The organism is Mesorhizobium sp. J18, from assembly GCF_007829525.1.
GTDB lineage: Bacteria > Pseudomonadota > Alphaproteobacteria > Rhizobiales > Rhizobiaceae > VLJP01.
This window is the reverse complement of the sequence record NZ_VLJP01000064.1, coordinates 1-12,544: the sequence shown is the minus strand read 5'-3', so window position 1 is coordinate 12,544 and position 12,544 is coordinate 1. Positions and strand designations below refer to the sequence as shown.

At 61.3% G+C, this 12,544-nt stretch carries 11 protein-coding genes and 1 pseudogene; 4 read left to right on the top strand and 8 right to left on the bottom strand.

The window, feature by feature from the left end:
* The coding region (locus L598_RS18365) for a transposase (RefSeq protein WP_186445093.1) at positions 1–263 on the top strand (263 nt) is incomplete at its 5' end.
* Positions 264–286: 23 nt separating this feature from the next.
* Here L598_RS18365 and L598_RS18360 read toward each other — a convergent pair.
* The 4 genes and pseudogenes from L598_RS18360 to L598_RS18345 form a co-directional block, all read right to left on the bottom strand.
* Entirely contained in the window at positions 287–631 is a 345-nt protein-coding gene (locus L598_RS18360) for a GFA family protein (protein WP_144864972.1), read from the bottom strand.
* Positions 632–641: 10 nt separating this feature from the next.
* On the bottom strand, positions 642–983 hold the full coding sequence (locus L598_RS18355) for a VOC family protein (RefSeq protein ID WP_144864970.1): 342 nt from the start codon (positions 981–983) through the stop codon (positions 642–644).
* A gap of 69 nt (positions 984–1,052) precedes the next feature.
* Positions 1,053–1,913 carry an alpha/beta hydrolase gene (locus tag L598_RS18350; RefSeq protein ID WP_144864968.1) on the bottom strand — a complete coding sequence of 287 codons (861 nt, stop codon included), beginning with the start codon at positions 1,911–1,913 and terminating at the stop codon, positions 1,053–1,055.
* Positions 1,914–1,959: 46 nt separating this feature from the next.
* A pseudogene (locus L598_RS18345) lies at positions 1,960–3,836 on the bottom strand (glycoside hydrolase family 15 protein).
* 38 nt (positions 3,837–3,874) lie between these two features.
* On the opposite strand from L598_RS18345, the gene L598_RS18340 reads away from it, so the two are divergent.
* Complete coding sequence (locus L598_RS18340; RefSeq protein ID WP_144864966.1) at positions 3,875–4,171, top strand: hypothetical protein; 297 nt, start codon at positions 3,875–3,877, stop codon at positions 4,169–4,171.
* A complete protein-coding gene (ppdK, locus tag L598_RS18335; protein ID WP_144864964.1) occupies positions 4,143–6,806 on the top strand; it encodes a pyruvate, phosphate dikinase in 2,664 nt (887 codons plus the stop codon). The genes L598_RS18340 and ppdK overlap by 29 nt, the downstream gene beginning before the upstream one ends.
* A gap of 168 nt (positions 6,807–6,974) precedes the next feature.
* Here the strand turns inward: ppdK and L598_RS18330 are convergent, their stop codons facing one another.
* From L598_RS18330 to L598_RS18315, 4 genes are all read right to left on the bottom strand, one after another.
* Positions 6,975–7,985, bottom strand: a complete 1,011-nt coding sequence (locus tag L598_RS18330) for a GSU2403 family nucleotidyltransferase fold protein (RefSeq protein WP_144864962.1) — start codon at positions 7,983–7,985, stop codon at positions 6,975–6,977.
* A 79-nt stretch (positions 7,986–8,064) separates the two neighbouring features.
* Positions 8,065–8,448, bottom strand: a complete 384-nt coding sequence (locus tag L598_RS18325) for a DUF427 domain-containing protein (protein ID WP_144864960.1) — start codon at positions 8,446–8,448, stop codon at positions 8,065–8,067.
* 29 nt (positions 8,449–8,477) lie between these two features.
* Entirely contained in the window at positions 8,478–9,872 is a 1,395-nt protein-coding gene (locus tag L598_RS18320; RefSeq protein ID WP_144864958.1) for an aminotransferase, read from the bottom strand.
* Positions 9,873–9,966: 94 nt separating this feature from the next.
* Positions 9,967–10,302: a hypothetical protein gene (locus tag L598_RS18315; RefSeq protein ID WP_246658826.1), complete on the bottom strand. Its 336-nt coding sequence runs from the start codon at positions 10,300–10,302 to the stop codon at positions 9,967–9,969.
* 220 nt (positions 10,303–10,522) lie between these two features.
* Here L598_RS18315 and L598_RS18310 point away from each other — a divergent pair, with 220 nt between their 5' ends.
* Entirely contained in the window at positions 10,523–12,151 is a 1,629-nt protein-coding gene (locus tag L598_RS18310) for a fatty-acid--CoA ligase (protein ID WP_144864954.1), read from the top strand.
* Positions 12,152–12,544 lie beyond the last annotated feature (393 nt).

The following is a 12,544-nucleotide window of genomic DNA, read 5'->3' as shown; positions in this document are numbered from 1 at the left end:
ACAATCTCGGCTCCCACAAATCGGTCGCCATCAAACAGATGATCCGGGCAGCCGGCGCCAGGCTCTGGTATCTGCCGCCCTACTCGCCCGATCTCAATCCCATCGAGCAGGCCTTCGCCAAGATCAAGCACTGGATGCGAGCCGCCCAGAAGCCCACCATCGAGGATACCTGGCGCCACGTCGGACATCTCGTCTCGACAATCCAACCAACCGAATGCAGCAATTATCTCGAAAGCGCAGGATACGCTTCCGTCAAAACCTGAAACGCTCTAGGTTCAGGCCCGGCTCAAAAACTTCGCCCGTCCACGGGTATCCGCTTCACCCCGGAAAGCTCTATTCCTTCGATGCAGCGGATATTCACCGCTGCCATTTCTGCCCCGTCTGGTGCTTTGCCGAAGCCGAAAGGCGCGCAGCCGCAATTCGGGCAGAAATGATGATCGATGACATGCTTGTTGAACCTGTAGGTCGACATCGCGCTTTCAGGCGTCTTCAGCGAAAGCCGCCCGCGCGGCACGAACCACAGGAGGTAGCCCTTGCGGCTGCAATGAGAGCAGTTGCACTCGTTTACCTCTTCGAATGTCCCCTCGACTTCGAACTTGATCTGGCCGCAATGGCAGCTTCCCGTATGCATGCAGATCTCCTTAGTCCGCTTCGCTCCAGACAGCCAATTCGTTACCCGCGGGATCGGCAAAATGGAAGCGTCTTCCGCCGGGAAAGGAGAATATCGGACGGATTATCCTGCCACCTGCGGACACGACCGATTTCAGCGTCTCCTCGAGATTGTCGGAGTAAACGATCGGCAGGGGCCTGGCATTCGCTTCAGTCTGAAACCCTCCCTCCAGTCCTTCATCGAAGGCGGAATAGCTCGGCCCGTAATCGGTGAACGACCAGCCGAAGGCGGCGCTGTAGAAGGCCTTCACGCTGTCGAGCGCACCGCCGGCCGCCGAAAGTTCAAGATAATCCAGCTTCCCTGTCTCGCGCATGTCGCTCTCCCATATGTTCTCTATTTGTTCTAATTCGGTCCGGATGCGTTTGCAAGGTTGATTGGGGCATCAGTTGCGGGCGCGGCCGATAAAGTCGAGCATAAGGGACCCTGCGTCGGCGGCATGCGTCTCGAGCAGGAAATGGCCGGCATCAAAAATGTGGGCTTCCATCCTTGGCAGAGCTTGCATCCAGGACAAAACCTCGGCGAGTTCAAAGAATGCATCATGCCGCCCCCAGAGCAACAGGGATGGTGGTTGCCGGCGTGCGAGATATTGGGCAATAGCCCCGAATCGGGCGACGTAGTTTCCATAATCGGCAATCAGCGCTCGCTGCGTGTCCATCCGGCCCGGCAAGCACATCACCCGCCAGTCCTCCTCCCAGCTTGCAGCCGGTATTCGCGCGGCCACATCCGGCGGAACGTTGGCGACATACTGGTCGCGGGTGCCTTCGAATGTCAGATGCGCGGTTGCCGCGGCCTCGTTTTCCTCGCTCGGCAGTGACCAATAGGCTTGCGTCGCCGCCCATTGCGGGCCGAACCCCGTTCGATGGGCGTTGGCGTTCTGAATGATGAGCCCGGAAACCAGCTCTGGCTGCTTCATGGCTAGATGAAAGCCGACAGGCGCCCCGAAATCATGGAGGTAGATATAGCGCGCCCCGATCTTGAGCCGGTCCAACAGTTCAGAGATTGCCTCGCCGAATGCGGCAAAGGATACCGTCTGCAGAACGCCGGATTCCCCGAATCCGGGCAGATCAGGCGCAATCACATAGGCGGCTCGCGAGAGTTCGGGCACGACCGCCCGAAACATTCGCGCGGAACTCGGAAATCCGTGCAGAAGAAGCACTGCGGGCTTCGATGCGTCACCTGCCGTGATGAAGGACAACTCCGTACCTCCGGACAGGCGAAGCCGTTGTCGGGTCGTCGGGGGCATCCTAAAATTCTCTCATGATCGTTTGATCTCGCGCAACGTGCCGCCGCTATATCGTCCTTGCCGGATGGTGGAGATCGGCGCTGTACCTGCTCGGCGTTCCTTCGGCGCGCTGTTGCGCGGGGCCGTCGGCGCGCGTCAGGTTGAAGGCGCTGTTGATCAGGCCGATATGCGAGAAGCCTTGCGGGAAATTGCCGACCTGTCGCTTCAGGGCCGGATCATATTCCTCTGCCAGAAGGCCGAGATCGTTGCGCAGGCTCAACAGCCGCTCGAACAGTTCTTCGGCCCTATCCAGCCGGCCCTGCATCACATAGGCATCCACCAGCCAGAAGGAGCAGGCGAGGAATGCGCCTTCGCGTCCGCCGACGCCGTCATTCACCTTTTCAGTCGAATAGCGCAGCACGAAGCCGTCATGCAGGAGTTCGTCTTCGATCGCTTTCACCGTGCCTATGACGCGCGGATCACCGGCCGGAAGAAAACCGATCTGCGGAATGAGCAGCAATGCGGCATCCAGTGCAGTCCCGCCGTAATGCTGGACGAAGGCATTGCGGCTGGTATCGAAGCCGTTTTCGCAGATGTCGCGGTGGATTTCCTCGCGGATCGCGCGCCAGCGGTCCACCGGGCCGTGCAGGCCGAAATCCTCGCAGCTTTTCACGGCTCGGTCGAAGGCGACCCAGCACATGAGGCGGGAATGGGTGAAGATCCGCGGCGGGCCGCGCACCTCCCATATGCCGTGATCGGGCTCGCGCCAGATGCGCTCGACATGTTCGAGCAGCACTTTCTGGAAGCGCCATGCGTCGTCGGAGGGAATGAGTTCGGCATGGCGCGCCGCATGCAGCGCGTCGATCAATTCGCCATAGACGTCGAGCTGGCTCTGCGCCGAGGCGGCATTGCCGACGCGCACCGGTTTGCTGCCCTCATAGCCTGAAAGCCAGGGAATCTCGCTTTCGGGCAGCCAGCGCTCGCCGGAAATTCCGTACATGATGTGCAACTGATGCGGATGACCGGCGGCGGCCCGCAATAGCCATTGCCGCCATGCCTCGGCCTCCTCGCGATAGCCCGCATTGAGCAGGGCATAGAGCGTCAGTGTGGAATCACGGATCCAGCAGTAGCGGTAGTCCCAGTTGCGCTGGCCGCCGATGGATTCCGGCAGCGAGGTGGTCGGTGCTGCAACGATGCCGCCGGTCGGCCGATATGTCAGAAGCTTCAGCGTTATCAGGGACCGCTGCACGGCTTCGTCCCATGCCTTGTTGCCGTTCCTGAACGCGCATCGCTTCGACCATTCCTTCCACCAGGAGACGGCCCGGTTGAGGCTTTCCAGCCTGTCGGGCACGAAATGCGGCATCTTGTGCGAGCGGTGATAGGAAAGCGTGAAGGGAACGGTTTCGCCCTCCCTGACCGTGAACTCCGCCGTGGTTTTCATATCGTGCCCTTGCAGGGCGACATTCGTGTGGAGCTCCACGGCGTCCGGGCCTGCGACGGCGCTCAGCCCGTAGTCGCGGCGGCGGACCCACGGCACGGCTGGCCGTAATTGAAGCGCAGGGTCAGATCCATGGCCATCGTGACCTCGCCGCTCAGACCACGGACGATGCGCACCACATCGACCTTTTCCTCGTCGTCGGTCGGCGGCATGAAGTCGATGAGATGCACCGCGCCGGCATCCGTCTCGAACTTCATCTCCAGCACGGCGGTGCCGGGGATGTATTGGCGGGTGACGCGGAATTCAGGATCCGCCGGCGCGATCTTCCACCGGCCCCGTTCAGGCGTGTCGAGAAGAGCGGCGAAGCAGGCGGCCGAATCGAAACGCGGCAGGCAGAGCCAGTCGATCGAGCCGTCGCGGCTGACAAGGGCCGCAGAGATCATGTTGCCGATAAGGCCGTAGTCCTCCAGCGGCCGGGAGCCGTGCTTCCGGGTCTTTTCCTGCATGCCTTTATCCCTCGCCGCGGAATGCAGGATAAAGGCTCATGCCGCTGTCGGCCTGGCTCCTGAGCGGTTGTTTCCGGCTGGCGATTGCGGAAGAAGGTTTTGAAATCATGATCCTGAAATGCTTTGTCGATCTTTTTCCTTGCCGTTCAGATAGGGTAGGGAGTCCGTTCGGCCACTGCCGGGAGACGGAGGAGGGAAATTCCACCTTAATCGATTTTTATGTTGCGACGCAGCACGCCCGCCATGGAGCAGCCACAGATTATCGTTTATCGGCAGATCAGCCGGACAGTTTCGGGAGAGTGAAGCATGGCCAAATGGGTCTACAAATTCGGTGACGGCCAGGCGGAAGGCCGGGCGGGAGACAAGGAACTTCTGGGCGGCAAGGGCGCCAATCTCGCAGAGATGTGCAGCCTCGGCCTGCCGGTGCCTCCCGGCTTCACCATCACCACCGAGGTCTGCACCTGGTATTACGCCCATGACAAGAGCTACCCCCAGGAGCTGGAAGAGCAGGTCGACGCGGCGCTCGATGAAGTGGGCAGGATAGCCGGCCGCCGCTTCGGCGACCCGGAGAACCTGTTGCTCGTCTCGGTGCGCTCGGGCGCCCGCGCCTCCATGCCGGGCATGATGGATACGGTCCTCAATCTCGGCCTCAATGACGAGACCGTGGAGGCGCTTGCGTCCGATTCCGGCGATGCGCGCTTCGCCTATGACAGCTATCGCCGTTTCATCCAGATGTATTCCAATGTCGTGCTGGGCCTCGACCACGAGATGTTCGAGGAAATTCTCGAGGACGAGAAGTCGCGCCTCGACTACGAGGTGGACACCGATTTCACCGCCCCGGATTGGCAAAGGGTGATCGGCATCTACAAGGCCAGGATCGAGGAGGAACTCGGCGAGCCTTTCCCGCAGGAGCCGCGAAAGCAGCTATGGGGCGCGATCGGCGCGGTGTTTTCGAGCTGGATGAACCCGCGCGCCATCACCTATCGCCGCTTGCATGGCATTCCCGAAAGCTGGGGCACGGCGGTCAATGTGCAGGCCATGGTCTTCGGCAATATGGGCGAGACTTCCGCTACCGGCGTCGCCTTCACGCGCAATCCTTCGACTGGCGAGAACGCGCTTTACGGCGAATTTCTGGTCAATGCGCAGGGCGAGGACGTGGTGGCCGGCATCCGCACGCCGCAGAACATCACCGAGGCGGCGCGCATAGAGGCGGGTTCGGACAAGCCGTCGCTCGAAAAGCTGATGCCGGAGGCCTTCGCCTCCTTCGTCGCGATCTCGGAAAAGCTCGAAAAGCATTACCGCGACATGCAGGATCTCGAATTCACCATCGAGCGCGGCAAGCTGTGGATGCTGCAGACGCGGTCCGGCAAGCGCACCGCAAAGGCGGCGCTGAAGATTGCCGTTGACATGGCCCGCGAAGGGCTGATCACGCCCGAGGAAGCGGTCACGCGCATAGACCCGGCTTCGCTCGACCAGCTTTTGCATCCGACCATCGACCCCAAGGCGGAGCGCGACATTATCGGCATCGGCCTGCCGGCCTCGCCGGGGGCTGCCACCGGCGAGATCGTCTTCACTTCCGAGGAAGCGGAAGACCTGAAGTCGCAGGGCCGCAAGGTCATCCTGGTGCGCGTCGAGACCAGCCCGGAGGATATCCATGGCATGCATGCGGCAGAAGGCATCCTGACCACGCGCGGCGGCATGACGAGCCATGCGGCGGTGGTGGCGCGCGGCATGGGCAAGCCTTGCGTCTCCGGGGCGGGGTCGCTGCGGGTGGATTACCGCTCGGGCATGCTGATGGCGATGGGCACGGTGCTGAAGAAGGGCGACATCATCACCATTGACGGCGGCACCGGACATGTCCTCAAGGGTGCCGTGCCCATGCTGCAGCCGGAATTGTCGGGTGATTTCGCCGCCATCATGGAATGGGCCGACAAGGTGCGGCGCATGCGCGTGCGGGCGAATGCCGAGACGCCGGCCGATGCGCGCATGGCACGCTCCTTCGGCGCGGAAGGCATAGGCCTTTGCCGCACCGAGCACATGTTCTTCGATGAGGAGCGGATCGTCGCGATGCGCGAGATGATCCTTTCCGATTCGGAGAGCGACCGGAGGGCGGCACTCGCCAAGCTCCTGCCCATGCAACGTTCGGATTTCGTCGAGCTCTTCGAGATCATGGCCGGCCTGCCGGTGACGATCCGGCTGCTCGATCCGCCGCTGCACGAATTCCTGCCGAAGACGGAGGAGGAGATCGCGGAAGTGGCGGCGGCCATGTCGGTTCCGGCCGACAAGCTGCGCGAGCGCACGGAGGCGCTGCATGAATTCAACCCCATGCTTGGCCATCGCGGCTGCCGTCTGGCGGTCTCCTATCCCGAGATCGCCGAGATGCAGGCCCGCGCCATCATCGAGGCCGCCGTGGAAGCCGGGAAGGCGACCGGTAAGCCGGTTGTGCCGGAGATCATGGTGCCCCTGGTCGGCATCGTGGCCGAGCTGAATTTCGTCAAGGAGCGTATCGACCAGGTGGCCCGCGAGGTGATGAAGGAGAAGGGCGTCGAGATCGAATATCTGGTCGGCACCATGATCGAGCTGCCGCGCGCCGCGATCCGCGCTCATGTGATCGCGGAATCGGCCGAGTTCTTCTCCTTCGGCACCAACGACCTGACGCAGACCACCTTCGGCATTTCCCGCGACGATGCGGCGACTTTCCTCGAAATCTATCGCAAGAAGGGCCTCATCGAGGAGGACCCCTTCGTCTCGCTCGACATCGAGGGCGTCGGTGAACTGGTTCGCATGGGTGCGGAGAAGGGCCGCGCGACTCGGCCGGACATCAAGCTCGGCATATGCGGCGAGCATGGCGGCGATCCGGCCTCCATCGCCTTCTGCGAGAAGGTGGGTCTGGACTATGTGTCCTGCTCGCCCTTCCGCGTGCCGATCGCCCGGCTGGCCGCAGCGCAGGCGGCGGTGGGGAGAGGGTAGTGAGCTATACCCAGTTTGCGGATTGGGTATAACCTGGTTAGGGAAGTTATCCGAAAATTGCGATTTTCGGATAACTGGATAGCAGTCTCACCGGAACCGCTCCCAGCCCGCGATAACAACCTGCAAATTTGTTATGGCATGGCCGCAATGCCGAGGTCCACAACATGTCTACCCGGCCTGACCGAGCAATTTCTTGATTTCCGGCCGCTGCTTGAGCGCTTGTTCGATTGCCTCACGCCACTTCGGCCCGTTTCCCAGAGCTGTCTCGTACGCAATGGTAAGCTCCTGAGGTCTGTCTTCGACAAGAACAGAGATAAGCGCCTGAGCTTGGGCAAAGTCCTTTGCGACCTTGCCCAATCCTGCACCTGATCGGTGCTGGGCGACGATCAGTTTGTGGATGGCATAGCGTTCAGGGCGTGGGATCTGCACCAGGACGCCACTCCGATAAAGGGCGACCGCCGGGATGGGATCAGCGATGAGGAAGTTCAGAAATGGGAGCGTTTGAGCGTAGACATTCAGGGGATCGAGCCGAACCACCTCATGCCTGCTTTGCATGCGCGGAGCAAGGAAGTCGACCATGGCGCCTCCGCCACGCATAGCCCACCGTGTCGGTCTGCCCTTCGGGTCCAGTCCCGGAGCAGGTTCGAGTGAAAGCGCCTTAAAGGTTTCGGCAAGTGAGGGATCGGCTTTGTCGTGAATTGCCAGCTTGAGATTTTCAAAAGCCGCAATGTCGACGTCTTGCGTTACGGCCAGGGTTCCGGCGAAAGCGAAGCCAAGTTCCGCACCGTACAATCGGAAAGCATGTGTTCCGACCAGCGTCCCGCCCAGTCGAAACACGCCGGCCCGTGCCATTGCGCTGAGAATGCTGCCTGTCTGGCGATCAAGCGTGACCAGACCGGCAGCGCGCAATTGGGCAACAAGTAAGGCGCAACGCCTTTCAAAAACTTTTTCGTCTTCGATGTCTTCACGCATGTCTTCGATACGCGTGCGCAGATCATCGCTATCAGGGCCTATGTAACGGTCGATGATCTTTCCACCGACACGCTGCCGTGCGTACCAGTATTTGCCACCGGAAACTTTCTTCAGGAACGGCGTGCCGGAATGGCTCCTTGCGGCTCGCTGACGGTGCGCTTCGAGGAGGTCGTGATAGACCGTATGCACAGAGATGGGATAGCGCATCCTTTTTACCCTACGCGAAGAACTGATGTAGGGTAAACGTGTTACCCTACAAAATCAACTCGTGTAGGGTAACGCCCGTCTACTCCGTCTCCACATTCACCAGATCCGTGTAGAATGCGCCGTGATCCTTGATTTCTGCCGTTTCGTCATAGGGGTTCTCATAGGCCCACATGACGTCATGGGCTGGTTTGCCTGAGCCACCAAGACGCCAATAGGTAGCGTCGCCCTTATAGGGGCAATGGGTTTTCGTGGTTGTGCGTTCGAGATGGGCAAAGGCGATATCCTCGAAAGGGATATAGAGGACAGGCGGATAGCCGTCCTCCTTCAGGATCTTTGCCTGCGAGGATGCGGCGATCACCACGTCCTCCATCTTCACGGTCACCCGGCCCTTGTGCGGCTCCACCGTGATCTTCTTTTGCGGATTCTGCGCAAATCCGGACGCGGGATTGGGTGTTCCGGACATGAGACATCCTTCCCTTCCAAAAGGCGGTCTCATGCCGCCCGCAAGTCCTCCTTCGAAACCCAGCTCTCGGTATCGTCGAGCGCCTTTTCCAGCCGGTCGAACAATTCATTGAGTTCGGCCTCGCTGATGATCATGGGCGGGCAGAGCGCGATCGTGTCTCCGATGGCGCGCAGGATCGCGCCGCGATTCTCGGCGAATTTCGCAGCCTGTGTGCCGACGCCTTTGGCAGGGTCGAAGGAACGCTTCGATTTCTTGTCGGCAACCAGTTCGACACCGCCCATCAGTCCACAAGCGCGTGATTCTCCGACCAGCGGATGATCTTCGAGCTTCCTGATGCGCGCCTCGAAGGTGGGAGCGATCCGGCGCACATGGCCGATGATGTCGCGCTTCTGGTAGATCTCGATGGCCTTGACCCCGAGCGCGCAGCCGAGCGGATGCCCGCCATAGGTGAAGCCGTGGCCGAATGTGCCGATCTTCTCCGAATGATCGACATAGGCCTGGTAGACATCCTCCGGCACCATCACCGCGCCGAGCGGCGCATAGGCGGATGTCATCTGCTTCGCCGCCGAGATGGTGGTCGGGGTCATTCCAAGCGTCTGGCAGCCCCACCAGTTGCCGGTGCGCCCGAAGCCGTTGATGACCTCGTCATCGATCAGAATAATATCGTGCTCGTCCAGCACTTCCTTAATCGCGGGATAGTAGCCGGCCGGCGGCACGATGACCCCACCCGCGCCCATCACCGGCTCGGCGATCATGGCCGCGATCGTGTCCGGTCCCTCGCGCTCGATGAGGTCGCGCAGCGACTGCACGATGCGCTTGAGGAACTCCTCCTGGTTTTCACCTTCCTGGCCGAAGCGATAGTAGTGCGGGCAGTCCGTGTGCACTACGCGGTCGACCGGCAGGTCCCAGCCGATATGGTTGTAGGGCAGGCCGGTCAGCGAGGCCGACATCACGGTGACGCCGTGATAGGCCTTCATGCGCGAGATGATCTTCTTCTTGTTCGGCCGGCCGAGCGCGTTGTTCATGTACCAGGCAAGCTTGACCTGGCTGTCATTTGCCTCCGATCCGGACGAGGTGAAGAAGACCTTGGAGATCGGCACCGGCGCTATTTCCTTCAGCTTTTCGGCCAGTTCAATGGCCGGCTCCATGCCCTTGGCGCCGAAGAGGTGGTAGTAGGGCAGGCTGCGGAGCTGCTCGGTGGCTGCCTCTATCATCTCCTCGTCGCCGAAGCCGAGGCCGGCGCACCAGAGGCCAGACATGCCCTCGATATAGGCCTTGCCGTGGGTATCGTAGACAAAGACGCCTTCTCCGCGCTCGATGACGAGCGGACCCGAAGTCTTGAGCTTGTGCAGGGGCGTATAGGGGTGCAGGACCGCCTCTATGTCGCGGGTCTGCAGATTGGTCAGGGGCTGGTTGCCGTCCATTGTCATCTCCGATCAGAATGCCGGAGTCTAACCGCCCGCCACGCGCGGCGTAAACGGCTTGCAGGCGCTGGTTCATTCACGTTTCGGATGTGGTCTACTGCTGATCCGGCTCGCCGGTCAGCCGGTCCATGAGCCCCGCATAGGCGGAGGCGATGCGGGCAACCGGGATGCTGCTCGTTTCGACATCCTCGACGCGCAGAGGTCCGCCATCCGTCGGCTGCACGACAAGTGCCAGCGTCCGCTCCTCCGGCGATTCCAGCGACACAGCGGCCACCCAGTCGCAATCGGCCATGCCGTTCATGCGCATGTGGAAGAGCAGCGTGCCGCCGATATGTTCGAGCGCCTTGCGGACGGAGCCCTCGAATCCCAGCTCGATGAAATCCTGATGCCGAAGCGCCAGCTCGAGTTCCACGAGTTCGAGCGAGCTCACCTCCGATTGAGGCATATCCGGAGTAGGGGCGTGCATACGAAAACCCTCGACAAGGCTCGACCCCATTACCCCCACGGGATCGAGAATCAACGCGAACAATGGCTTGAATATGTCAACTTCATGCCGCACGGCAAGGTGTGAACCCGATTTCTGCCTCTGGACAAGGGACCGTTTCCGCTGACAATAGAGCCTATATCGTTTTGTTTCCGGGAGGAGTTGCATGCTTGGACTGATGCAGGAATGGCCGCTGCTTTGCCACAAGATCATCGATCACGCGGCGAGCCAGCACGCCGGTCGCGAGATCGTGTCGCGATCCGTCGAGGGGCCTATCGTGCGTATGACCTATGCCGATCTCAGGACACGCGCTCTCAAGGTGGCGCAGCGGCTTGAACGCGAGGGCTACAAGCTTGGCGACCGCATCGCCACCATGGCCTGGAATACCGGGCGCCATCTCGAAGCCTGGTACGGCACCATGGGCATCGGCGCCGTCTATCATACGCTCAATCCGCGGCTTTTCCCCGAGCAGATCGTCTGGATCATGAACCATGCCGAGGACAAATGCCTGTTCGTCGACCTGACCTTCGTGCCGCTGGTGGAGAAGATCGCCTCCAAGGTACCGTCGCTGAAACAGGTCATCGTGCTGACCGACAAGGCGCATATGCCGGAGACGTCGCTTGCCAATGCGGTGGCCTATGAGGAATGGCTGGCCGAGGCCGATGGCGACTTCGCCTGGAGGGAGTTCGAGGAGAGGACCGCCGCCGGCATGTGCTACACTTCCGGCACGACGGGCGAGCCTAAAGGCGTTCTCTACAGCCACCGGTCCAATGTCCTGCATGCCATGATCGCCTGCGCGCCGAACGCAATGGGCATTTCCGCACGCGATGTCGTGATGCCGGTGGTGCCCATGTTCCATGCCAATGCCTGGGGCCTGGCACAAAGCGCCCCGATGTCCGGCTCCAAGCTGGTCATGCCCGGACCGAGGATGGACGGCGAGGCCATCTACGAGTTGCTCGACACCGAAAAGGTCAGCTTCACGGCCGCCGTTCCCACCGTCTGGCTCATGCTGCTGCAATATCTCGAAGAGACCGGCAAGAAGCTGCCTTACCTGAAGAAGGTGGTGATCGGCGGCTCGGCCTGCCCGCGCGTCATGACCGAGAAGTTCCAGCAGAATTACGATGTCGAGGTTATCCATGCCTGGGGCATGACGGAGATGTCGCCGCTCGGCAGCCTCGGTACCATGAAACCGGAATATGCCGGTCTCGAAGGCAGCGCGCGGCTCGACATCCAGGAAAAGCAGGGCTTTGCGCCTTTCGGCGTCGAGATGAAGGTGACCAATGACGAGAACGAGGACCTGCCCTGGGACGGCAAGACCTTCGGCCGCCTGAAAGTGCGCGGGCCTGCGGTCGCCAGTTCCTATTATGGCGGGGCGGGGGCCGAGCAGTTCGACGAGCAGGGCTGGTTCGATACCGGCGACGTGGCCCATATCGATCGCTACGGCTATATGCAGATCACCGACCGGGCCAAGGACGTCATCAAGTCCGGCGGGGAATGGATCTCGACCATCGACCTCGAGAATCTGGCACTCGCTCATCCGGATGTGGCGGAAGCGGCGGTTATTGGCGTGCGCCATTCGAAATGGGACGAGCGCCCGCTTCTGGTCGTCGTCAGGAAGCCCGGCAAAAATCCGTCGAGGGAGGAGCTTCTCGCCTTCATGCAGGGCAAGGTCGCCAAATGGTGGCTGCCCGACGACGTGGCCTTCGTGGACGAGATTCCGCACACCGCCACGGGCAAGATCCAGAAGACGACTTTGCGGGAACAGTTCAAGGATCATCGCTTGCCCATGGAATAAAGCCGGTCGGTGTTGCGGAGCGGCGCTATGGCTGCTCCGTCCTGCCATCCGCGTCCGTCATCGGCCGTCGAGACCTGGGGTCCCCGACACTCTCCGCTGTGCTGCCAGGTCGAGGACGAAGGGGGCGGGGAGGTCTGGACAGATTGCCGACCTTTGCGACTGGCTGAAACATCGCTGATAAGCCTCGGTACCGCACCAGTCCTTGCCCTTTCCACTCAATGAACGTTGCCGGATGCTTCATACCCCCMCCCCGTCTCGCAATCCTTCGCTCTGCTCCCGATTGCTTGCCGACCCTCCCCACAAGGGGGAGGGTGAAGCGCGGCACATGCCTCGCCGTCTCAGCTCGGCAAGGCGGCAGCTTCATCAGAACACACCTTCTTGTTGCCACGCCCC

Coding starts and splice junctions, on each gene's coding strand:
- L598_RS18350 (WP_144864968.1), bottom strand. CDS start 1,913: ATGCCCCCGACGACCCGACAACGGCTTCGCCTGTCCGGAGGTACGGAG.
- L598_RS18325 (WP_144864960.1), bottom strand. CDS start 8,448: ATGTCCGGAACACCCAATCCCGCGTCCGGATTTGCGCAGAATCCGCAA.
- ppdK (WP_144864964.1), top strand. CDS start 4,143: ATGGCCAAATGGGTCTACAAATTCGGTGACGGCCAGGCGGAAGGCCGG.
- L598_RS18330 (WP_144864962.1), bottom strand. CDS start 7,985: ATGCGCTATCCCATCTCTGTGCATACGGTCTATCACGACCTCCTCGAA.
- L598_RS18355 (WP_144864970.1), bottom strand. CDS start 983: ATGCGCGAGACAGGGAAGCTGGATTATCTTGAACTTTCGGCGGCCGGC.
- L598_RS18320 (WP_144864958.1), bottom strand. CDS start 9,872: ATGGACGGCAACCAGCCCCTGACCAATCTGCAGACCCGCGACATAGAG.
- L598_RS18310 (WP_144864954.1), top strand. CDS start 10,523: ATGCTTGGACTGATGCAGGAATGGCCGCTGCTTTGCCACAAGATCATC.
- L598_RS18340 (WP_144864966.1), top strand. CDS start 3,875: ATGCCGCTGTCGGCCTGGCTCCTGAGCGGTTGTTTCCGGCTGGCGATT.
- L598_RS18360 (WP_144864972.1), bottom strand. CDS start 631: ATGCATACGGGAAGCTGCCATTGCGGCCAGATCAAGTTCGAAGTCGAG.